At 53.7% G+C, this 22,703-nt stretch carries 15 protein-coding genes; 2 read left to right on the forward strand and 13 right to left on the reverse strand.

All coding sequences use genetic code 11. From position 1 onward, the window contains the following. The first annotated feature begins 41 nt into the window (after positions 1–41). Positions 42–1,361 carry a cell envelope integrity protein CreD gene (gene creD / locus CCY01nite_RS04065; protein ID WP_146858046.1) on the forward strand — a complete coding sequence of 440 codons (1,320 nt, stop codon included), beginning with the start codon at positions 42–44 and terminating at the stop codon, positions 1,359–1,361. A gap of 122 nt (positions 1,362–1,483) precedes the next feature. Here the strand turns inward: creD and yiaA are convergent, their stop codons facing one another. From yiaA to CCY01nite_RS04080, 3 genes are all read right to left on the reverse strand, one after another. Further along, positions 1,484–1,900 (reverse strand): inner membrane protein YiaA, encoded by a 417-nt coding sequence (yiaA, locus tag CCY01nite_RS04070; protein ID WP_146858048.1) that lies wholly within the window; start codon positions 1,898–1,900, stop codon positions 1,484–1,486. Positions 1,901–1,981: 81 nt separating this feature from the next. Beyond that, entirely contained in the window at positions 1,982–2,545 is a 564-nt protein-coding gene (locus tag CCY01nite_RS04075; RefSeq protein WP_146858050.1) for a Crp/Fnr family transcriptional regulator, read from the reverse strand. Positions 2,546–2,577: 32 nt separating this feature from the next. After that, complete coding sequence (locus tag CCY01nite_RS04080; RefSeq protein ID WP_186830884.1) at positions 2,578–3,447, reverse strand: helix-turn-helix domain-containing protein; 870 nt, start codon at positions 3,445–3,447, stop codon at positions 2,578–2,580. Positions 3,448–3,568: 121 nt separating this feature from the next. On the opposite strand from CCY01nite_RS04080, the gene CCY01nite_RS04085 reads away from it, so the two are divergent. Then, complete coding sequence (locus CCY01nite_RS04085) at positions 3,569–4,396, forward strand: phytanoyl-CoA dioxygenase family protein (protein ID WP_146858054.1); 828 nt, start codon at positions 3,569–3,571, stop codon at positions 4,394–4,396. Positions 4,397–4,601: 205 nt separating this feature from the next. Here the strand turns inward: CCY01nite_RS04085 and CCY01nite_RS04090 are convergent, their stop codons facing one another. The 10 genes from CCY01nite_RS04090 to CCY01nite_RS04135 form a co-directional block, all read right to left on the reverse strand. Beyond that, entirely contained in the window at positions 4,602–6,800 is a 2,199-nt protein-coding gene (locus CCY01nite_RS04090) for a c-type cytochrome domain-containing protein (RefSeq protein ID WP_146858056.1), read from the reverse strand. Between the two features lie 6 nt (positions 6,801–6,806). After that, on the reverse strand, positions 6,807–7,832 hold the full coding sequence (locus CCY01nite_RS04095; RefSeq protein ID WP_146858058.1) for an NHL repeat-containing protein: 1,026 nt from the start codon (positions 7,830–7,832) through the stop codon (positions 6,807–6,809). A gap of 7 nt (positions 7,833–7,839) precedes the next feature. Next, positions 7,840–9,294 (reverse strand): DUF1501 domain-containing protein, encoded by a 1,455-nt coding sequence (locus tag CCY01nite_RS04100; RefSeq protein WP_146858060.1) that lies wholly within the window; start codon positions 9,292–9,294, stop codon positions 7,840–7,842. A gap of 4 nt (positions 9,295–9,298) precedes the next feature. Next, positions 9,299–11,620 carry a PSD1 and planctomycete cytochrome C domain-containing protein gene (locus tag CCY01nite_RS04105; RefSeq protein ID WP_146858062.1) on the reverse strand — a complete coding sequence of 774 codons (2,322 nt, stop codon included), beginning with the start codon at positions 11,618–11,620 and terminating at the stop codon, positions 9,299–9,301. Positions 11,621–11,828: 208 nt separating this feature from the next. After that, complete coding sequence (locus CCY01nite_RS04110; protein ID WP_222614304.1) at positions 11,829–13,097, reverse strand: glycoside hydrolase family 99 protein; 1,269 nt, start codon at positions 13,095–13,097, stop codon at positions 11,829–11,831. Positions 13,098–13,201: 104 nt separating this feature from the next. Continuing rightward, on the reverse strand, positions 13,202–14,524 hold the full coding sequence (locus CCY01nite_RS04115) for a glycoside hydrolase family 99 protein (RefSeq protein WP_222614305.1): 1,323 nt from the start codon (positions 14,522–14,524) through the stop codon (positions 13,202–13,204). Positions 14,525–14,599: 75 nt separating this feature from the next. Next, the gene (locus tag CCY01nite_RS04120) at positions 14,600–15,283 is read right to left on the reverse strand and encodes a DUF3823 domain-containing protein (RefSeq protein ID WP_146858068.1); all 684 of its coding nucleotides are present in this window, start codon (positions 15,281–15,283) and stop codon (positions 14,600–14,602) included. A gap of 18 nt (positions 15,284–15,301) precedes the next feature. Next, positions 15,302–17,188 (reverse strand): RagB/SusD family nutrient uptake outer membrane protein, encoded by a 1,887-nt coding sequence (locus tag CCY01nite_RS04125; RefSeq protein ID WP_146858070.1) that lies wholly within the window; start codon positions 17,186–17,188, stop codon positions 15,302–15,304. Between the two features lie 11 nt (positions 17,189–17,199). Next, positions 17,200–20,340 (reverse strand): SusC/RagA family TonB-linked outer membrane protein, encoded by a 3,141-nt coding sequence (locus CCY01nite_RS04130; protein WP_146858072.1) that lies wholly within the window; start codon positions 20,338–20,340, stop codon positions 17,200–17,202. A 104-nt stretch (positions 20,341–20,444) separates the two neighbouring features. Continuing rightward, positions 20,445–22,676 carry a GH92 family glycosyl hydrolase gene (locus CCY01nite_RS04135; protein ID WP_146858074.1) on the reverse strand — a complete coding sequence of 744 codons (2,232 nt, stop codon included), beginning with the start codon at positions 22,674–22,676 and terminating at the stop codon, positions 20,445–20,447. Positions 22,677–22,703: the final 27 nt, after the last annotated feature.

Consider the following 22,703-nt stretch of genomic DNA (forward strand, 5'->3'; position numbering starts at 1 on the left):
GTAATTCAAAGTACTTTTAACAAACCACGAAACGAACTAAAATGGAAACACAACAATCCACCAACACCCTCTCCGGCAACTCCCGAAAAATAATGATCAAAGGCATCATCACCGGCGCCCTCATCCTCCTGATGATGATCCCCACCCTCTTCATCGCCAACCTCGTAAGCGAAAGAGAAGCCCGGCAGAAGGAAGTGGCGAAGGAAGTCAGCGATAAATGGGCCGCCGCGCAGACATTAACCGGCCCGTTCCTTTACATTCCCTATAAAAAATACATCGCTGCGAAAGACGGCACCACAGAAGAGATCCGCAGCTATTTCTGGGTGCTGCCGGACAAGCTGCAGGTGGACGGGAAGGTCAGCCACGAGATCCGGCAACGCTCGATCTACAAAGTGCTGCTATACCGCGCCAACCTGCAGAACAGGGGGAATTTCATCATACAATCTCCCAAAGAAATCGATCTGAATGCCATATTGTGGAACGAAGCAAGGATCTGCTACAGCCTGTCGGACTTCAAAGGAATTGAAGAAAGACTGACCATCCAGCTGAACGGGAAGGAATATGAACTATCCCCCGGCCTGCCGAATGAGGACATCTGCAAAACCGGTTTGTCCGCCCCCATTACGCTGCGCCCGGAAGATTCCGCCGGCGTCATGTCGTTTGCGATGGACGTAAAGCTGAAGGGCAGCGAGCAACTGCATTTCATCCCACTGGGCGGCAACAGCAATTTCAGGCTTCAGTCCGGGTGGGGCAGCCCCTCCTTCGATGGCAACAATCTCCCGGCGGAAAGATCGGTAAGCCCTTCCGGCTTTACCGCCAGCTGGGCGTTCAACAAGGCTAATCTCCCTTTCGGCACGGTACTCGAGAATCTCGGCGCTGACCTGAAACCGCTGGCATTCGGGGTCACCATGCTGCAACCGGCTGACCAGTACGCGAAAACCGACCGCAGCGTTAAATATGCGATCCTGTTCATCGGCCTTACCTTCGCATCCTTCTTCATTGTGGAGCTTTTGCTGAACAAACCCGTACACCCGGTGCAATACGCATTGATCGGTCTTGCGCTGGTCATCTTTTACTCCCTGCTGCTATCCATCAGCGAATTCATCCTGTTCGATCTTGCTTACCTGATCGCATCACTGGCGACTATTATCCTTATCACCTTATACGCCCGCAGCCATTTCAGAAGCTGGAAGCCGGCGGGAATATTCTGCGGTATACTCACGGCATTATACGGGTTCATATTTGTCCTTATCCGCCTGGAAGACACGGCCCTGCTGGTGGGCAGCATCGGCCTGTTCCTCGTGCTGGCGCTGGCTATGTACGCAAGCCGGAAGATCGACTGGTACGGGGCGGGTTCATGATCTTTTAGTGTTAAATGGAAAATGAGGTTGCCCTGAAAAGTAATTTTTACCCGGATGTAATAGACCTGCGCCATTCTAAAACCGGTTAAATTACTTTGGGCAGCCTCTTTTTTTGTCTGATTTTATGCCTGGTCCGAAGCCTTCCCCGCTCTCGCATCCCGCGTATTCTTCTGTACGGCTATCGCGGAAAACAGGCTAAGGATGAACGACATCGCATAAAATCCCTTTTCACTTCTCATCAGCGTGGCGTTCCATAAACCTATCGTGAGCAATAAAACAGATAATAACGTGGCGAACCACGAAAGGCCGTAGTAAAGGTTCGTAACAGGTATGCCTTCCATCTGGTCGCGGACAGCTTTCTGCACGGATATAGCGGAAAAGAGGCCGAACATCAGTACCGTGAAATAATATCCTTTTTCATTCAACTCCATTTCAGCATTCCACAATCCGATATTAAATGCAATGACACCGGTAAAAAGCGCTGCCCAGGAAGCGGCAACGAAAGCGGCAGAGGGTTGTTGAACAGTTTTTTGTTCCATAAAGCAATTTTTTATGAAACAAAACTATAGGTGGATGTTGACAGATCTTTTGACAAGGATCAAAATCCGTCATACTAAATGTTAAAGCCTGCCGCGGATACGGCTGAGGGTTTCTTGTGAAATGCCGAGGTAAGAAGCCACATAACCCAATGGCACTCTTTCAACTACGTGCGGTGCCCTCTGCAACAGGTGCTCATAACGTTCGGTAGCGGTCCTGAACTGCGAATTCACGAAACGTTCCTCCAGCCGGATGTAATACTTTTCATACGCAATACGCACCAGCCTTTCTACCTCGTTATATTCCTCAAACAAGCCGCCGAGCGTTTCCTTGGAGATCGCCCATAACACACAACCTTCCATCAGCTGAATGTTCTCCACCGCGGGCTGCTGCGTAATGAAGCTGTGAAAGGAGGTTACAAAATCATTCTCGAACCCCAGCCAGTGCGTGATCTCCTTCCCGTCCAGGTTATAAAAGCCACGCAGGCAACCTGTTTCCAGGAAATACAGCTGCCGGCAAACGCTTCCTTCTGTGATCAGCAATTCGTTCTTCGGTAAAACGACTTTCGTAAAATAACGTTCCAGGTTATGTTGTAACGCTTCGCTGAGCTGATGAAAATGTTTAAGATGCTGTATAAGCTGCTCCATTGATAGATCTTTAATTCGATAAAAATACCTGATCATTTCCCTTTCAGGAAAGTCCGCCGGTACTTCATGGGATTCATATGATAATGATGCAGGAATTGCCTGTTGAAATTGGAAATGTTGTTATAGCCGCATTCGTAACATACTTCGGTGACGGACAGTTCATTTTCAATCAGCAACCTCGCGGCTTTCTGCAAACGCAGCTCCTGCACGAAACCGGAAAACGTTTTCCGGGTGCGGAGGGAAAAGAAACGGGAAAATGCATTTTCATTCATTTCCGCGATGGCGGCGGCTTCCGATAGCCGGATGTCGTGCTCGAAATTAGCCATGATCCAGTCGAACACATCGCCCAGCCGCCGGGATTCCTTCTCGTTGTACCCCACCAGCGGCGATTTCGTGATGGCCGTAACGCTGCCGGATTCCGCGATCTCCAGCAGGATGTCCACCAGGCAAAGCCATCGCTTCAACCCTGCCAGGCCGGACATTTCATGCAGCCTGTCGCAAACCTTGCGGTGGGTTTTACCGTTGATGTCCAGTCCGCATAAAGAACGTTCAAAAAGTTTTCGTAACCGGGCGGCTTCCGGCAGCTCCAGGAAATCCTTGCCCAGGGAGGCTTCCGTAAAGTGTACAACGATGGACTTCGCGCGGAGCACCGACCCGGCTTCATAATACCGGTCGTCATTCCGGTAATGATGCGGCAGGTTCGGCCCCAGGAAAGCCAGGTTCCCCGGCCCGAAATCCGACAGATGATCACCGATGAACCGCTTGCCGGTGCTTTCCGTTACCAGCACGATCTCGTACTCCGGGTGATAATGCCAGGGCGTCGGGTAATAACTGTAATCAAAATTCCTGACGACGAAAGAGTGGCCCGGCTCTTTCGGCAGATGTTCCAGCGCGGGTTTCATGGCATGAACGATTGTATTATGCGGATAAATTAATGCATATTGATCATATTTTGCAATAAAAGTACAGGTTTGGGGAGGTAAAATGGTGGTTTTTCGGAGGATGGGGATGTAGATTTGATACATGACACCTTTTCAATTATCCAGCGGACAGATCAGCGATTATAACCGTGACGGCTATATTATCGTAAAGAATTTCCTCACGGCGCCGGAAACCGGCAAGCTGCAGGACATTGCATTTGCGGACGGGCTCATGCGCCGGCATGCGTTCGACCTGAACGATCAGACCGGCAAAAAAACAAAGCTGACGCTTTGGTATACGCCGGGGAATGATGCATACGGACTCCTCACCAAAAGCCGGCGGATGGTGGAAACGGCGGACACGCTCATGGAAGGGAACAGCCAGGTCTGCCATTTTCACAGCAAGCTGATGCAGAAAGAGCCGCGTGTTGGCGGCGCCTGGGAATGGCACCAGGATTACGGCTATTGGTATAAAAATGAATTTCTCTTCCCTGACCAGATGCTGTCTATCATGGTAGCCATCACCGATGCCAACAAAGAGAACGGATGCCTGCAGGTGATCAGGGGAACACATAAAATGGGACGCATTGAACACGGCTTTTCGGGAGAGCAGGTGGGGGCTTCGCAGCATTATGTGGACCTTGCGCTGAAAACCATGCCGCTGGTATACGTGGAGCTGAACGCCGGCGACGCGCTGTTCTTCCATCCCAACCTGCTGCACCGCTCGGAAGCCAACCTATCTGATAATCCCCGCTGGTCGTTGATATCCGTGTACAACAGGGCCGGCAACGTGCCTTATAACGAACCTTCGAAATCCAGTACGGTCCCTGTACAAATGGTGCCTGATGAAGCGTTGCTGGAATGGGAAGCGGAAGAGATCAGTGAAAAAGCGGGATTTCTGGAGAAGGATAAAGATGAAGCATTGAAATAAAAAAAAGGCGGTAAGAATACCGCCCTCAATATTTTTAACCATATCCTATGAAAAACCTTTGCAAAGATCGGAACTGGATCTTTGCCTGTCAACCGGAAATTGGTATATGGCATAATTTGGCTTGTAAACGCGCGGAAAATGACCCTGTTAACTACGATTTAACAAAAACCGGCACTCTTTTACGTGCGGGATTCCCCCTAAATGATCAATTCACGACAATTTCGCTGATAAAGGCCCATCCGGGTTTTCCTTTCGCGTCGTGCCACCTGGGCAGCGAGCGGAGGGGCTGCACCACGAGCTTGATGCATTGCACTTCCGCGGGCGCGAAGTGCACGCGGTCCTGAATCAGCCGTGAAGGCTCATCTTTCGCGGGCGTGGCATGCGTTACTTTTCCGAACGGCTTCAGCTGGTCTTTATCCATGCCGCCCCAGACTTCTATTTTCATGGGCGGGAATATGTGGCCGCGGAGGTTCTGCATCATGCTGAGCAGTACGCTTTGCACGGTGACAGGTTGATTGAAGAGCAGGTAATAGGCGGCCTCGTTTTTCTGATAACCGAACCATTCGCCATTGGCGTAGTTGGCGAAGTCGCCGAGCTGGCCGTCTGTTAGCAGGGCTGTGCTGGTGGGCGCGTATTTCGGGTCAGGACTGGAAGCCAGTATGATCGAATCGGGCGTCACGCCGCGGCGGATGAACGAAGACCGTACCGTCTTGCTGCCATACCACCCGGGTTTGAACGCTTTCGCGATAACGGTCACATTGCTGTCGATCGTGAGCGGAGCGGAATATACAGGGCTGCTGATGCTGTCCGGCTGCGATCCGTCCAGCGTATAGCGGATCTCCACGCCACCGAAAGGATGTTTCATTTCCAGCGCGATGCTTTTGTCAAAAACGCCGGCGGGTGTTTTGATCACCGGCGGGCTCAGCGCAATGATCTCTCCTTTATCGCCCGTAAAACCTGATTCGATATACACCTTCGCGAATTTCTTTTGCAGCGATTGCAGTTGGCTGCTGTCGATCTTCGTATCCCAGACGTATAATGATGAAATGGACAATGCGGGCAACAGCTTCTCGAGGGCGGCAGACGTAATGCCGGTGCCGGATAGCGCCAGCTCCTGCAAATGCGGCAGCCCGCCCAGGTGTTCCAGTCCTTTGGATGTAACGCTGGTGTAGTTGAGATTCAGCTTGCGCAGGTTTTCCAGCTGGCGGACGATCTTCAGGTCTTCATCCTTCACGGGAAGCCGGGCGAGGTTCAGCTCAACGATCTGCTTTTTTAACGGGAGGATCTCTTCGAGCGCTTTGGCGTTGTATACGTTCTTTCCGTAGAGGTTCACGGAAAGCGCGGGTGAATTTTTTCCCAGCGGCACAATGCCCCGGTAGTTATTGTTGAGCGAAGCGATCTTCTCTTCATCCGCCGCTTCAAAATCATAGGAAGGCATGGACTGCTCACCGGCGGGCGACAGGAAGGCGCTGGCCAGTACGCGGAACGAATCTTTTTCCGGCAGGCTGAACAGCTTCGCGTCCGTACCGGCGCCAGACCTGATCCAGGCGTAGAGCAATGCCGCTTCCGTTTCGGTCAGTTGCGGCTTGTTGGCGGGAGGCATTCTTTTTTTGTCTTCCAGCGGAAGATGAATACGTTTGATCAGCAGGCTGGCTTCGGGCTGACCGGGCAGGAACAAGGCGCCCGATTTGCCACCATCCAGCATACCTTCCACATCTTTCAGCGACAGGCGGCCTTTCAGGCTTGATCCGCCGTGGCAGCTCACGCATTTTCTTTTCAGGATGGGCTGGATGATATCCGCGAATATTACCGCTTCTTCGGGGGCTGCCAGCTTTTCTTCGCCGCGGATGGGCGCCAGTACAAAGTTTTCACCGTGTGTAAGGTCCGCGCCCCAGTGCCCGGTTACAATAATGGTGATGGTGGCGATGATGGTAAAGGGCCGTACCCACATTGCTTTCTTTAGCAGCAGGTCGTAGCAGGAATAGAACAGGAAACCGAAAACGGCTACCAGCACGCCGCCCCATTTGTGCCATACCAGCGTTTCCCCGGCCTTATCGCCTTCCAGCGACAGCAGCATTCCCATGACGGCGGCCACCACAGCGGATAGCGCGGCTACCAGCCGCAGCAGGTCCAGCCACTCGTTTTTCTTATCAGCGCCGGTATCCTCGCCAGCATCTGCATCTGCACCCGCGCCCGCACCGGTATCGCTACCAGCAGGAATCCACACCGTAAAAAACGATATCAGCAGCAATACGATCGGGAAGTGCAGGAACATGGGATGCATCCTGCCCGCAACTGCCAGCCACGAAGGTATCTCAATGAAACGTTCAAATGCTACCAGGAAAAGAAGGAAGATGATGCCGCCGAACAATATGCCGTTGCCGATTTTTTTAACCTTTTGCATGAAGCGCTATACTCTTGTGAACTTATAAGGATATACTTTGCCGGAGGCCCATTGCGCCACGTACAGGTTGTCTTCATCGTCTACACATACGTCGTGCGGATTGGCGAATATTTTGTCTGCCTGGCTCATGGGCTGCAACTGGCCGTTCTGGTAAACAGGCTCGGAGCCGCCGATGTTGGACACTACTTTGTTCTGCTTGTCCAGTATCGTTACAAAACCCGAATCGGCCACATTCAGGCCGGGAGACCGCAACACGGCGGCATAGAGATAATCACCTTTGATAACGGGACGGCAAACGCAGGCGCCGGGCAGGGCAATGACTTCCAGCAGCTTTCCATCCAGCGAAAAGCGCTTGAAGCAATGGCGGGTGCGGTCGGTCACCAGCAAGGTGGGCGTTCCCTGTCTTTTATCGATCGTGATGCCATGCGCATTATCGAGATGGGCGGTTGTTTCGCCTTTGCCGCCAAACCAGCTTTTGATCTTTCCCCGCTCGTCATAGTGAATGATATACTGCGCGCCATATCCATCGGCTACATAGAACTCGCCGTTATCGAGGATAACGGTTTCCGTGGGCACGAATGCTTCGCGGTTCTTGTATACGCCGGTGGCTTCCGGGTAATCGATGGTGAGCAATACTTTTCCGTTCAGATCGGTTTTGTACACCTGGTGCCGGTTGGTGTCTGTAATGAACAGGTATTCCTCTCCTCCGGCGGCATGCAGGCTCAGGCCGTGCGCGCCGGGAAATTCATGCCCCCAGGATTGCTGCAGCTTGCCTGATTTGTCGTAGATGAGGATGTTGTTTCTGGTTTCATTGGTCAGGAGGATGATCCGCCCTTTGCTGTCCTGCACCATTTCATGGCAGTCATTCACAGGATGCTGGGAAGGATTCAGCGCGCCCCATTTTGCATTCATTGTATAGCGCATGTTGTTATGCCCGTATACAGGATCGTTCTGATGAGCGAACAGGTCTTTCATAATTCCAAAAGATGCGGCTGCGAGCCCGGTTTGTTTCAGGAAGTGTCTTCTTTTCATGCGCATATCAGGTTAGGATATCTCTTACCACGTGCCCTGCTACGTCGGTCAGCCGGTAGCGGCGGCCCTGGAAGCGGTAGGTCAGGCGTTCATGATCAAAACCAAGCTGGTTTAATATCGTAGCGTGGAAATCATTTACATGTACAGGATTTTTAACGATGTTGTACCCGAACTCGTCCGTTTCTCCGTACACCATACCGGGCTTGATGCCGCCGCCGGCCATCCAGATGGTGAAACAGCGGGGATGATGATCACGGCCATAATTATCTTCAGCGAATTTTCCCTGGCAGTAGTTGGTGCGGCCAAATTCGCCGCCCCATATCACGAGGGTTTCATCCAGCAGCCCGCGTTGCTTCAGATCGGTGATCAGCGCGGCGGAAGGCTGGTCCACATCCTTTGCCTGGCCTCTCATTTCATTCGGCAGGTTGCCGTGCTGGTCCCATCCCTGGTGATATAATTGAATGAAGCGAACGCCGTTCTCGGAGAGCTTGCGCGCCAGCAGGCAGTTGGCCGCGAAGGTGCCGGGCACCAGGCATTCCGATCCGTATAACTTTACGATATCATCGCTTTCATTGGAAACGTCCATGATCTCGGGAACGGCGGTCTGCATGCGGTACGCCATTTCATATTGCTGGATCTTCGCGGCGATCTCGGGATCACCGAAATGCTTCAGCTGTATATCGTTCAGCTCCGCTACCTTGTCCAGCATCTTGCGGCGTGCGGCCCTGTCCATTCCCGCGGGGTCCTGCAGGTACAGGATGGGATTCTCGCCGCTGCTGAACTGCACGCCCTGGTGAATGGAATCAAGAAAACCGTTCGACCATAGTTTGGAATATACGCCCTGCCCGTTGCCTTTGCCGCGTGACAACAGCACGCAAAAAGCGGGGAGGTTCTTGTTTTCCGTTCCCAGCCCGTAGCTCACCCAGGAGCCCATGCTCGGGCGGTTGCCCTGCTGTGCGCCGGTCTGGAAGAACGTGAGCGCGGGGTCGTGGTTGATCGCTTCGGTGTGCATGGAGCGGATGATGCAGAGGTCATCCACTATTTTGGACATATGCGGGAATATCTCGCTGACCCATGTGCCGGACTCGCCATGCTGGTTGAATTTGTAATAGGAACCGACGAGCGGAAATGATTTCTGCCCGGAGGTCATGCCGGTGAGGCGCTGGCCGTTGCGGATAGATTCCGGGAGGTCCTGCCCCATCATTTTATTGAGTACAGGCTTATAGTCGAATGTTTCCAGCTGCGAGGGGGCGCCGTTCTGGAAAAGATAGATCACCCGTTTGGCCTTCGGCGCGAAGTGCGGGATGCCGGGCATAAAACCGGCTTCTTCTTCCGCCGCGCCGCTGAAAAGATCAGGCACGAGCAAAGAGCCCAATGCAACGCTTCCCAGGCCGATGCTTAACCTTGAGAGGAACTTCCGGCGGCTGATGTTGAGCCCGTGCTGTAGCAGTTCGTTTTCCATGAGCTTATGTTTTTGTGATGGCCTCGTCCATATTATAGATCACCTGTATGGTCCTTGTCATGGCGGCAAGATCGGCTGACGGAGGGCTTTTCAGTTTATATTCGCCCACTTCGGTCACCACGTCTTCCACGGTTTCCGGATGGGCTTTGAAATAATCGTCCTGTTCTTTCCAGTATTGCAATAAAATGTCCAGCTCCTGCTGATCCGGCCGCCGGTTGATGATCCGCATGAATGCGCTGGTGATGGATGCATTCGTCTGCTGTTTCCCGGCCACCAGCAAGTCTGCCAGCGCAATGGAGGATTCAAGCACAGTGGGATCGTTCATCATGATCAACGCCTGCAGCGGCGTGTTGGTGCGGGAGCGTTTCACTTCGCACAGATCACGGTTGCTGGCGTCGAATATCATCATGGACGGCGGCGGTACGGTGCGTTTGATGAACGTGTACATGCCCCGGCGGTAGAGCTTGTCGCCATGATCCTGCCGGTAATTAGCCAGCAGTCCTCTTCCCGAAGTAGCCAGCTCCCACAGGCCGGGCGGCTGATAAGGCTTCACGCTCGGCCCGCCGATGATGGGCCGCAGCAGACCGCTGCTGGACAACACCAGGTCACGCACCATTTCTGCGTTCATGCGTATCCGTGGGGAGTAAGAAAGGTATATGTTTTCGGGATCGGCTTTCAGTTTTTCGGGACTGATGACGGATGACTGGCGGTAGGTGGCGGACATGCAGATCTGTTTCACGAGGCGTTTGATGTTCCAGCCGTTTTCCCTGAAATCCACTGCCAGCCAGTCCAGCAGCTCGGGGTTGGAAGGCAGCTCGCCCTGCATGCCGAAGTCCCCGGAAGATTTTACGATGCCGCGGCCGAATATCTCCTGCCATACCCTGTTCACGTAAACCCTTGCTGTGAGGGGGTTTTGCGGGTGGAATAACCATTTGGACAGCCCCAACCTGTTTTTGGGGAGGCTGTCGGGGTACGACATGATAGCAGCGGGCGTACCGGCCGTTACTTCTTCCGCATGCTGATCGTAGTTACCACGGCTAAGGATATACGTTTTCCGCACGGTGTCCATGTCTTTCATGATGGATACCTGCAGGTTGTGCGTATCGGTTTTGTTCATGAAGTTGAGTACACCTTCGAGGTCTTCCTTCGTGATGTCCATGCGGGGATTCTTGGCGAAGGTTTCCGGCCCGCCTACGGTTGATTCCAGCCCTACTTCCTTTATGCTGTTGAAGAACGCGGAGAGCTGGAAGAAGTCTTTCTGGGAGACGGGATCATATTTATGGTCGTGGCATTTGGCGCATTCGATGGTCATGCCGAGGAATGCGGTGCCGAGGGTGTTGGTTCTGTCTACTACATATTCCACACGGTATTCCTCATCTATCACGCCGCCTTCTTCCGTGATCTTGTGGTTCCTGTTAAAGCCGGTGGCCAGCAGCTGTTCCTTGGTGGCGTCCGGCAAAAGGTCGCCGGCCAGCTGCCAGGTGACGAACTTGTCGTACGGCATGTTCTCGTTGAAAGCATGTATCACCCAATCCCGCCAGGGCCATTGCGTGCGGTAGTTATCGTCCTGGTAACCGTGCGAATCCGCGTAGCGCGCAACGTCCAGCCAGGGAATTGCCATGCGCTCGCCGTAAGCGGAGCGGCTCAGCAATTCATCGATCTTTTTCTCATACGCATCCGGCGCCGTGTTTTTCACAAACGCATCTATTTCCTCCGGCGTGGGAGGCAAACCGGTGAGGTCGAGGGAGATTCTTCTGAGCAGCCTTTCCTTGTCTGCTTCTTCATTTGGCGCAAGCCCATGCTGCTCCATTTTTTGCAGCACAAAGAAATCTATTTCATTGGCGGGCCAGTCCGTATGCTCCACTTCCGGCGCGGGGGATTTCACCGGCGGCACAAAAGCCCAGTGCTTTTCATACTTCCCGCCCTGTTCGATCCATTTTTTGATAATAGCGATCTCCGCCTCCGTGAGCGGAGGAAGGTTACTGGAGGGTGGAGGCATCCGCTGTGACGAGTCTGTGGAGCTGATCCGCAGGAAGACTTCCGATTTTTCCGGATCGCCGGGAACGATCGCGTGGGCCTGTGGATTTTCTTTCAAAGCCTTGTAGGCTTCCGCTTCGATATCCAGTCTTAATCCGGCCTCACGTTTATTGGCATCGGGCCCGTGACAGTTAAAACATTTGTCGGAGAGAATTGGTCGTACCTGAAAATTGTAACTGATCTTACCACTGGCGGCTGCGCCTGACGCTGACCTGAAAAAATATCTGGTCGTAAAGATCGCTGCCGCACACAACAAACATAACAGTAGAATTATATATATCTTTCTCATGCCGTAGTTATAACAACTTGATATTTAAAATATTATCCGATAGCTATTTTAAACAAGCCGTTTTTCTGGCGCTGAACGTTGCACTGAAATCCCTCAAAGCCGGGATTCTCCCTTTCTTACTGTAATATATTAAGTTTTGGCAACTTTTCTATCTTAATTCCATTAGTGGTAACCGCTTTAAAACGCAGGGGCAATCGCGACAAGCCGTTTAATTTCTTTGCGGCATGGTGAGCGTCAACGGTTTTTGATGCCGCAGCATGCGCGCCGCCTCTCCCGTCAGCCAGAGATAATGATCGGATGGCTTTCCATCGTTGCCGATGAATGATGTAACAGTGCTTACCGGCGGGTTATCGGTCACTTTGAAGATCGCGGTGGCTTCGTTCACTTCATCGAACATCGCCACGTACAGCATCTCCGCGCCCGCATTCAGCACCGTGGCGATCTGCTGCCAGTAGAAACGCCCGCCCTGCCGGGGAATGGAGCCTACGGGCTTCACATCGTCCGGGAACTCGTAGCGGCTGAGGTTGTGCCAGCTGAAGCCGGGATATACGCAGGGAACATAGTCCACGTTATTTTTCCGGCACCATTGTATGTCCGCGATGGTATTGTCGCGCAGGCGGTCCATATCATTATGTAACAACGGAGAATACCGCTGCACCGTCCATGGCAGCACAATGTCGCAGCAGCGGATCAGCTCATGCAGGTAGGGATCGTTGATGCAATCCGCGTTCAGCTCGCGCCAGGCGGTAGGTACGCCCAGCATCACGGAACAGCCGCCATACACCGGATCATTTTTTAGAAAGTCGATGAACCGTTCCAGCCCGATGTTCCGGATATTGTACGGCCGGTCCGGGAAGCCAACGCCCCAGATGGTCACCAGCGGGCGGCCGCGGTGATGGAGGTAGGTTTTCTTTCCTGTTTGATCCGTCACCTTCAGTTCGTCTACCAGGTACTTCCAGTCTTCGATCAGCGCGGAGCAATCTTCGCCGGAGGCTTTGAGACCGGAAAGGTCGTACATCACAGCGATCGCGCGGCCATACTTTGATGCTGCTTCAAATGCGTTCCGGAGGATTGCGGAGGAGATGGCATCGCGGTTCTTTGCGTTGTTGAAAAAACGCTGCATAAAAACGCCATCCAGGTTGTATTGCTGCATCCATGAAAAATGCAGGTCTACCGTGCTTTTGTCGTGCGAGCTGAAGAACCGCGCGTTTTCGCCGTTCTTCAGCTTCCAGGGTGTGGCGTATGTTTTTTCATATTCGCTGACATCCGGCCACATGTCAATGCCGCTGCGTTCTTCATTGCCGTATGCATAGCGCCTTGCGCCTGTGCCGTCGCCTTCGGCCCGGAACCATCCCTGGTAGCCGGCCATCACGAGCCCTTTGTAGGAAGGATAGGCGGTCTGTTTGCTGTGTTTCAGTTGCGCCTGTGCGGCGATCATGCACAGGAGGCAGGTGATTATCAGAATGCTTTTTCTCATGTTCATCATTGTTTTAAAAGCCCCGCGCCCGGCCGGGCGCGGGGAAAATATCGCGGGCGGATCATCGCATGCATACGCTTGCCGCGCGGAATATTACGGACAGATCACCGCACCGGCTTCGTAGCCGAAAACCCGCTCTCCCCGCGGAACCACCGGCCAGCCTGTCCTGTCAGCCATAAATAATAATCGGAATCAAGATCGCTTTCAATACCCACAAACCGTTTATCCCCATGCAACGGCAGCTCCCCTTCCTTCGCACATTTATAAATAGCCGTTCCTTCATCGATCTCATCAAACATCGCTACGTATAATGATTGTGCGCCGGACATCTTCGCACCGGCGATCTGCTTCCACAGGAAATCGCCTTTCAGCCGCGGGATGGAATTGTATTGCGACGGATCATTTTTCAGGTTGCCCCAGCTGAAGCCGGGAAAGGCCAGCGGCACGTAGGTGACGTTGTTATTCTTACACCACTGGATGTCGCCTGCCAGTTCCGCGCCTGCCACATTATTGTAGTTCTCGTTACGGTAGCGGCCAACGGCCCAGGGCATGATGATATCGCTTTTTTTAATGAGGGCATGCAGCAGCGGGGAGTTCTCGGTGTCGTTCTTCATCGTGCGCCAGTAGTAGGGAACGCCCAGCATCACGGACACCTTTTTCTCAGGCCCTTTCAACCGGCCCACCAGCTTGTCCACATCCGCGATGGTATACTTCCGGTTATCATTGAAGCCCACGCCCCAGATGGTGACCAGCGGCTTTTTGTTATGCCGCAGATAGGTGGGATGTGTTTTGTTATCGAACAAATTGAAGATGCGTTGCAGCTCTTCCCAGTCCTTTTCAAGATAGGCCACGTCCGCGGAGGTGCAGCCGCTGAGGTCGTACATTACGCAGATCGCGCGGTCATATTTCTTCGCTGCTTTCAGCGCATTTTCCAGCACTTTGTTGAAATGCCGCTTGCCTTTGGGATTGGATTCCTTGATCTCCACCACGAAGCGTTGCATGAACACGCCATCGATGCCGTAATCTTTCATCCATTTAAAATGCAGGTCAATCGTTTCTTCATCATACGGACTGTACATATACACATCCGATCCGTCCGGGTATTTGAACGCCGTTTTATAGGTCTTTGTATATTCTTTCATATCCGGCCAGAAGTCCACCGTAGAGCAGCCGGGGAAGAATCCGCCGCAGCTGCCGTTCTGCAGGTGATACCATCCTCTTTCGGAAGCATCGCCTTCCGCGGCGAACCATCCCTGGTAGCCGGCCATCACCAGCTTGTCGTACGACGTATACAGGCAGCCGGTTTCATCGTATACAATTTCTTCCACCGGCGGCTCCGGTGGTTCGGGACCGGGTTCCGTTCCGTTGCTGTTCCTGGCGCAGCTTAGCAACAATATTATTCCTATGCCAATGAAGCTCTTCATCATCGGGTAACATTTTGTGTGGACCAGCCAGCAGCATTGCTACCGGCCGGCCCGCAGTTTTCAATAAAAGTATTTCTATCAAAGCGCTATCTCCACCACAGGCGCGTAGTTCAGCTTGGCCTGCGAAATATCCACCACGGCGCCTGCGCGGAAATAATATTTTCTTCCGGTGGGCAGCTGTGAGGAATAAGCGGACACATCTAACGTAAGCGTATATACGTGATTAGGATCGGACACGGCGTTGATGTCCTGCTCCGCCGCCACCAGCCGCATCGGTTCACCCACGCGGGAATCCGAATGCACATACAGCCCGATCTTGCGGATGTTGGTGGTCACGTTCTGCTGCAGCTTGAAAGTGGCGGTAACGATGTTGCCGCTCTTTGTGATGCTGGGTTCCAGCACACGGAGGTAAGGCGTTACGGTGAAATCCAGGGTGGTTTTCCCGGCGATCCTGATATCCTGCGGCTCCACGTCTATGAAGTTGCCTCTTACCGGCGTAACGGTGTACATGTTCTCGAACAGGAGGCTGTTCTCGTAGGTGCCGTCGTTCTTCACAATGAGGAACTGCGGGGATACGGGATCATATCCATGCTCTATCAGTTCTATCTGTGTGCCGGCAATGATGTCCTGCTCCACCAGCTGTTTGGTGTTCGCATCTATGAAGCGGCCGGAGAGCCCTGCGGTGGGGCCGTCGTAATTATCTTTCTCACAGGATGCGAACGCCACCGCCGCTATTAAAAAGATCGATCTTAACATTTGCATATAAAACAGTTTTTCAGTTTAGTACTGCGGGTTCTGCACAAGGCCGTTGGAGCCGATGCCCGGAATATAGCGGTAGTAGGACCTTTCATTGAAGGTCTTCGGGTTGGAGTTGGGCAGGTTCACCCGCACGAAAATGTACTTCGTGGCCGGTAATGCGCGCAGGTCGCGCAGCGGCAGGAGGGAGTGGGTCATGCGGTTGTTGAACTGCGTATGATATTCCCTTCTGCGGATGAGGTCCCAGAACCTTTTGTTCTCGAATGCCAGCTCCACTCTCCGCTCCCTTTGCACGTTGTCCACGGTCAGCGGGATGTCTACCGTATGGCCCGCGCGTTTGCGGATGTCGTTCAAAGCCTTTGCTGCAGCAGCCGCATCGCCGGTGCCGCTTTCCACCACGGCTTCCGCGTAGTTGAGCAGGATCTCCGCATAACGGAATTCAATAAAATCCGATGTGCTCTGGTTCCAGCCGGGCGTAATGGGATTGAGCTGGTTCATGAACTTCTTGAAGGAGAAGCCGGTGCGGGTGTTGTTGCCACCATAGGTGTCGAAGCCGGAATATTGCGTGGTACTGGCGGCGCCGTAGGTGTAGTAAGTGGTGCCGTCGATGGTGATGTTGTCGTTCGTGCGGATCACGGCCGATCCGTCAGGTTTTACATAACCGGCCTGAATGATGATGGGCGTGCCTTTCCAGGTGGTTTGCGGCAGGATGGCCGTTCCCCAGAGGCGGGCGTCTTTGCCTTTGAAGATATCGTTCGGTGAATCGAAGCGGATATAGTTCAGGGCGGGGTTGTAGCCGTTGTAATCATTGACGTTGCCGCCGGTGACGGTCTGCACGGGTGCGCTGACGCCGGGATTGTCGTACCGCTCATACGCATCCACGAGGTCCAGCGTGGGATTCATGCGGCCGGGGTGCGGCCATCCGTTGGCTACCTGCGCGGGCTGGTACCAGATATCGTAGTTATGGCCGAGGTTGTTGCCGGTCAGCGTATATCCCTTGATCATGATCGCTTCGTTACCTGCCGTATTCGGGTTCTGGAACAGGAGGCGGTAGTTCTCCGCAGCGGCCTCGGGGCTGGCGGGGTCGGGCATGAACAAGCCGTATTTGCCGGAGGTCATGATAGCTTCGCTGGCCTGGATGCAAAGGTTATAATATCCCGCGGCGGCGGATGCGTCCATGCCTACCAGTTCCTGGCTCACGGCGTCGCCGGACAGCGGCGCGCGGTTCCAGAATTTCGCGATGGAAGCGGCGTGCAGCGCGGCGCGTGATTTCAGCGCATAGGCCGTCCATTTGGTAGCGCGGCGGCCGGTGCCATCCCCGAGATTGTCGATCGCCTGATCGCACAGCTCCATCACATAGTCCCAGGTTTCTTTCTCCGTGCTGCGGGGCACTTTGAGGCTTTCCACATCGCTGGTGTATTCCTGCGTGGCTTTGATCAGCGATACGCCGCCGTATCTTTTAGCCAGGCCGAAATAAGCAAATGCCTTGATGAAAGCGCTTTCGCCGATGAGGGCGCGGCGTTCTTCATCGAGAATGTCCAGCGTGGGTATCGCATCGATCATCAGGTTCACATCGCGGATCAGCTTGTAGCCCTGGTCCCACCAGTGGAAATCGCCATCACCAACGAAGTCGCCAAACTCGCTGTGTGCAGCCTCATCCGTTACCATGGCCGGCGCGAAGCCGCCGTTATTGGGATCGCCGCCGTTCTGGTTGAATCCTGCGCGGAAGTAGGCGAAGTCTTCAATGGGCAGCTGGTAATACAGATTCGCCATGTAAAGCTTCACACCCTCGGGATCGCTGAACAGGTCTTCCGCCCGTATCTTGTCCGTCGGTTGCAGCTCCAGCACGGAGTTGCAGCTAAACAGCATCACTCCCGCGAACAGCATTAATATTTTCTTATAGCAATTCATAACCAAAGTCTTTAGAAGTTTACGTTGAGGCCAAAGTTGAAAGTCTTCATGAGGGGATAGTTAAACCCTGCATTGAACAAGCCTTCCAGCCTTTCCGGGTCAAATGCCTTTACGAAGGGATCGGCAAAGGTGAGGAGGTTGAAGCCGCTGGCGAACACCCGTATCCTTTTGATGCCGGTAACGCTGTACAGTCTTGGCTCTACGGTATATCCCAGCTCAAGACTTTTCAGCCTGGCGTAGGAGGCGTCTTTTCTCCACACGGAGCTTTCCGCGTACATTTTGCCCACGTCGCCATTGAAGCGGGAAGCGGGCCATTTGCCGGGTATCCATTCGCTGTTGGGATCATAAGGATCGGCCTTATGCCAGCGGTCGAAGAAATACGCGGGCGTATTGCCGCGGAATGCGAGCACTTCCGCATATACTTCGCTGAAACGTACGGTATACATGGCGGCGCCCTGCCAGAGCATGTTCAGGTCAAATCCTTTCCAGGACATGTTGAGGTTGAGGCCGTAGTTCATCTTGGGATTTTTGCCGGCAGGGTTCAGGTTGCTGTTCGTGCCGTTGGCGCCGATGAAAAGCGGCAACATGTCCCGGTCATCCACCACTCCATCGTTATTTACGTCCGCATACTTGAAATCTCCGGGCAGTTCGCGGATGTTAGCCAGTCCGCCATTCTGGATCGGATATTTCGATATCTCGTCGAGGGACTGGAACTGGCCGAGATACGTGTACGCCCATACGACATCGTTGTACCGGTTGGCAGCACCATTACGCCATTTCTCCCAACTGTTCGTAAAAGGCGTGCTCTCCACGTAGAGGTTCATCATGCGGGAGAAGTTGAAGTTGGCGGAGACGTTATACGAGAACTCGCCGATCCTGTTCTGATGCCCGATGGTGAAGTCGAAACCCTTTACACGGTCGCTGTTGAGGTTTTCCTGCGGCAGCGTGCCTCCGAAAGTATTCGGCAGGGAAACGTTCCTGAAAGCGGGGATGCCTTCGCGGTCTCTTTTATATACGTCAAACTCGAAAGTGAATTTGTTCTTCCACAGGCCGATGTCGATGCCGATGTCCGTCACCTTTGATTTCATCCAGCGAAGCTGCGGATTGGTGATGGCGGGCGCGGCAGCGCCGGTGGTAAGGGAACCGTCTTCAAATTCATAGGTGCCGCCACCGCCGGTAGAAAATCCTGCGATGTACTGGAAGGGATTACCGGCGTCCTCACCTACGATGCCATAAGAAGCCCTGATCTTCAGGTTGCTGATCACCGGCACATTGTCCTTGATGAAATGCTCTTCGGACAGCCGCCATCCGCCTGATATCACGGGGTAGAACGACCATCTTTTATCAGGATGATAACGGTAGGAACCATCCTGCCGGAATGCAAAATCGATCAGGTATTTGCTTTTAAAATCGTAGCTGAGGCGGCCTACGTAAGAAAGATTAGCGGTCTCTGTTTCAATGCCGCTGTTCTCCATTCTGGCCCTTGCGGCAGCATCCACCTGGTCGGTGGTAAAGAAATCATAGAAGCGGCGCAGGTAGCCGTCCCGCACCCAGAACTGCTGCTGTTCTACTACTAGCGTGGCGCCTACGTTATGCACCTGGTTGAAGGTATGCGCGTAATTCAACTGCGCCTGCAGGGTCACGCGGTTGTTGTTGGAGTAGTTGTTGCCGATGCTGGAAGTGCCCACCCGCTGCGGTTGTGGAATGTATTCATCATCCACATAAGTGTACAGCTTGTAGCCTTTCTGCACGTCCTTGTTGGAATAGTTGTTCATGTCGTACGAAGCGAGACCGCGCAGGCTCAGCCCTTCCACAAACGGGAAAGTATAGGTGAGCGCAACGGATGACTGCACGTTACGGTTGATGCTTTCGTTGTAACCGGTAATGCCGGCCTGTGAAAGCGTAACGGGGTTCTGGTTGGAAGGTGTGACCACAGCGGGATACAAAGGATTGTTGTTGGCGTACACCGTTTCCGTGGGCAGCGTTACGCGGGTGCCTTTGAAGATGTTGAAGAAGTTCTCGCCGGGCACCATTCTTACATCGTACCGGCCGGCGATGAACACCTCGGCTTTGAGGTTCTTGTGCAGCATGGTGGTGATGTTGGAGCGCAGGTTGAAGCGCTTGTAGTACATGTCGTTGCTTTTGAGCAGGCCCAGCTCGTCCGCGTACCCGAAGCTGAAGAAGTACTGCGTTTTATCATTGCCGCCGGAAGCGGAAATGTTGTGCTGTTGCTGCATGGTAGACTTTTTCATGGCGGCGTCGTACCAGTCGGTGCTTTCATATCCGGGTGCGCCGTCGATCCATTTTTGCAGCTCGTCTTTCGGGAGAAAGGGCGTACCGCGGCCGAAGATGTCCGCATCGTTCCGCATCTGCATCCATTCCGCGGCATTGGCCATGCGCGGCACGTCTGTCGGTTTCATGATGCCTACCACGCCGGTGTAGTTGAAGTTCACTTCGCCGGCCTGTCCCTTTTTGGTGGTGACGATCACTACGCCGTTGGCGGCGCGCAGGCCGTAGATGGCGGCGGAGGCGTCTTTCAGGAAAGAGATGCTTTCGATGTCGTCAGGGTTCAGGCGCTGAAATTCGGAGGCGCCGTCCCGCGCGATGCCGTCGATCACAAACAACGGCGTACCGAAACCGCGGATGTTGATCATATTATCGAAAGTGCCCGGCTCGCCGCCCAGCTGGCGTACCTGCAGGCCGGCCACCTTGCCCTGGAGCTTTTGCGCCATGCTGATGTTGGTGGTGGTCTGAATATCTTTTGCCGTGATATTGCTTACCGCGCCGGTGAGCGTTTCCTTGCGCTTGGTACCGTAACCTACTACCACTACTGCGTTGAGCTGTTCTTCCGTGGAAACGAGGGCGATGTTGATCGTACTGCGGCCATTGAGCTGCTCCGTAACGGACTGCATGCCGAGGAAAGCGAAGGTGAGCTGTGTGGCCTGTGCGGGGAGGGTAATGGAATATTCGCCGCGGGTGTTGGTGGTAACGCCCACTCTTTTACCGGCGGCGTCCAGGGAAAAGACGCTGACACCCGGGATGGCGGTGCCGTCTTTCGCGTCTGTGACTTTCCCGCTGATCACTTTCTGCTGCGCCAGGAGGCATAGCGGTAAAGTGCATAGTAAAATCACGAGGAAATAAACTTTCTTCATAACGTTTGTTTTCGTTCAGTCGAATAAATAATGGTGATAAAACGGTAATGCGTGTTACCGGGATTTACGGTGGATAGAAAATGGCGTGTAGCATGAGCGTTGAATTAGGTATTGGTGAACAATGCTTTATTGGGCATGGGCCCCATTTCCAGCTCCAGGTGCCCGCCGGCTGTCAGCTGGTCGTGCGTGAACCAGGGGGTGTTGAGCGTTTTGCCGTTGAATTTTGCCTGTTGTATGTATTTGTTGACGGATGAGCAATTGTTGGCGGTGATGCGGAAGGTCTTTCCGTTGGGCAGCCGGATGCTTACCTTGCTGAAAACGGGGCTGGTGATCGTGTACACCGGCAGGCCGGGCGTAACGGGATAGAAACCCATCGAAGTGAATACCACGAACGCTGTCATGCCGCCGCCATCTTCATCGCCGGGGATGCCGAAAATGTTGTCCGCGAACCAGGTTTCCAGCAGGAAGCGGGTGCGCTTCTGCGTTTTCCAGGGTGAAGCGGTGAAGTTGTAGAGGTACGGAATGTGGAAGCTGGGCTCGTTGCCCATGGAGAACTGTCCCACCAGCCCCGTGGCATCCGGGAACTTGCTCCAGAACTCATATTTGGAACGGTCCAGTCCCTCGCGGAACAACTGGTCCAGTTTCTCTTCGAATGCTTTCTTCCCGCCCATCAGGGCCATCAGCCCGGGTATGTCCTGCTGCACCTGCCACATATAGGTGTAACCGTTATTCTCATCGTAATAATCCCTTCCGCCCATGCCGCCATCGAATTTCGGATCGATCATGATCCAGTTGCCCTGCTTGTCTTTCGGCATGAAAAGCTGTTTTTCTTCATTCCAGAGATGGCGGTAATTCCGGCCGCGGGCGGCGAACAGCGCCGTATCTTCATTTTTTCCGAGGTCCTTTGCGAACTGGCCGAGTGCCCAGTCGTCATAACTGTTGCCGAGCGTGACGGCCACAGCCTGCCGTTTCTCGAAATGATGCACTTTGCTTTCGGTTTCTTTTTCGCCGGGATGCAATGCGGGAAAATAGCCGTGTTCGTAGTAATGATCGTCGAGCGGTGTTTTGTCCCCGTTCCGCCAGGGCAGCATGGTAGCGGCGGTGGCGTTCCTGTACATGCCTTCATAGGCTTTCTGCACATCGAAGTTGCGGAGGCCCTTGCGGTAAGCGTCAAGAAAAACGATAGAGGAATGGAAGCCGTTCATGCAGGCGTGGTCGCCGAAGAGCACCGGGAAAGTGGGCACCCAGCCGCTTTGCTCGTACATGCGCACGTACGATTGCAGCATGTCTTCTTCGGCGGCGGGGTCCAGTATCATGCGCAATGGATGATGGGCCAGATAGCTGTCCCACGACCAGTCATCAACATAAAACGGACGTTCATCCCGGTTGACCTTTTTATTATATCCGCTGTAATATTGTCCATCCTCCGTAACGTCCACCATCCTTTCATAACAACGGTACAGGGAAGTGTAGAAAGAACGGCGCTGCGCTTCGGTGCCGCCTTCCACCTGTATCTGCGACATCACCTTTTCCCAGGCCTTCCTTCCTTCTTCCGCCAGCTCATCAAAAGAACGGTCCCGCACCTCCGCCTCAAAATTCTTCCGCGCCTGCTCCGGGCTCACATAACTGATCGCATATTTCAGCACGACTTCCTGCACGGACGCCGGGAAAGTGACATACGCTTTTACGCCCTCTCCCGACACAGCGGCCCGTGATACAGGCTGACCGTTTTCCAGCACGCCATGCTCACCCGCCGCGCTGAACATGCCATATAAATATACCTTCACATCGCCCTGCCAGGTTTCCATACCGGTGAGCACATTGCCTTCCTGGAATTCCCATCTGGCGGCGCCGGGATTATACACATCCAGCAGGATGGACTTATGCGGCACTTCAGGAAAGCGGAAACGAAGGATGCCGGTTTTCTTCCCGGCGGTGAAGTCCACCGTCACCTCCTGATCTATTAAATAAGTGGAATAGCGCCAGGGACGGTTCACTTCCAGGTCATGGTCCCAGGTCATCTTCGTGCGCCACAGCTCCGCGCTGAGCGGCTGCACCGCGGGCTTCACCGAAAAAACCTGGCCGAGGCGGTGAGATACCACGTTCAAGGGAAAGCTGGATATCTGATCGTCCAGGAAATCTTTCCGCTGCGGCGTGAACCGCACCATCTGGTTCGGCACCTGCACCGTGGGACGGGTAGGTTCCAGCAATCTGCCCACCGAACCGATCGTGGGGTCTACGTAATCAAGATTGGACTGCTCCGCGGAATTGGTGGCATTACAGGCCATGCATAACATGCAGCCGAAGAAAAAAATCGATCGTAATTGTTTTTTCATAACCGGAATAAGTAACTCATCGAATAT

Origin of the sequence: Chitinophaga cymbidii (assembly GCF_007992715.1) — a bacterium.
GTDB lineage: Bacteria > Bacteroidota > Bacteroidia > Chitinophagales > Chitinophagaceae > Chitinophaga > Chitinophaga cymbidii.

Coding starts and splice junctions, on each gene's coding strand:
- CCY01nite_RS04135 (WP_146858074.1), bottom strand. CDS start 22,676: ATGAAAAAACAATTACGATCGATTTTTTTCTTCGGCTGCATGTTATGC.
- creD (WP_146858046.1), top strand. CDS start 42: ATGGAAACACAACAATCCACCAACACCCTCTCCGGCAACTCCCGAAAA.
- CCY01nite_RS04115 (WP_222614305.1), bottom strand. CDS start 14,524: ATGATGAAGAGCTTCATTGGCATAGGAATAATATTGTTGCTAAGCTGC.
- CCY01nite_RS04105 (WP_146858062.1), bottom strand. CDS start 11,620: ATGAGAAAGATATATATAATTCTACTGTTATGTTTGTTGTGTGCGGCA.
- CCY01nite_RS04120 (WP_146858068.1), bottom strand. CDS start 15,283: ATGCAAATGTTAAGATCGATCTTTTTAATAGCGGCGGTGGCGTTCGCA.
- CCY01nite_RS04095 (WP_146858058.1), bottom strand. CDS start 7,832: ATGAAAAGAAGACACTTCCTGAAACAAACCGGGCTCGCAGCCGCATCT.
- CCY01nite_RS04125 (WP_146858070.1), bottom strand. CDS start 17,188: ATGAATTGCTATAAGAAAATATTAATGCTGTTCGCGGGAGTGATGCTG.
- CCY01nite_RS04130 (WP_146858072.1), bottom strand. CDS start 20,340: ATGAAGAAAGTTTATTTCCTCGTGATTTTACTATGCACTTTACCGCTA.
- CCY01nite_RS04100 (WP_146858060.1), bottom strand. CDS start 9,294: ATGGAAAACGAACTGCTACAGCACGGGCTCAACATCAGCCGCCGGAAG.
- CCY01nite_RS04110 (WP_222614304.1), bottom strand. CDS start 13,097: ATGAGAAAAAGCATTCTGATAATCACCTGCCTCCTGTGCATGATCGCC.
- CCY01nite_RS04075 (WP_146858050.1), bottom strand. CDS start 2,545: ATGGAGCAGCTTATACAGCATCTTAAACATTTTCATCAGCTCAGCGAA.
- CCY01nite_RS04080 (WP_186830884.1), bottom strand. CDS start 3,447: ATGAAACCCGCGCTGGAACATCTGCCGAAAGAGCCGGGCCACTCTTTC.
- CCY01nite_RS04085 (WP_146858054.1), top strand. CDS start 3,569: ATGACACCTTTTCAATTATCCAGCGGACAGATCAGCGATTATAACCGT.
- CCY01nite_RS04090 (WP_146858056.1), bottom strand. CDS start 6,800: ATGCAAAAGGTTAAAAAAATCGGCAACGGCATATTGTTCGGCGGCATC.
- yiaA (WP_146858048.1), bottom strand. CDS start 1,900: ATGGAACAAAAAACTGTTCAACAACCCTCTGCCGCTTTCGTTGCCGCT.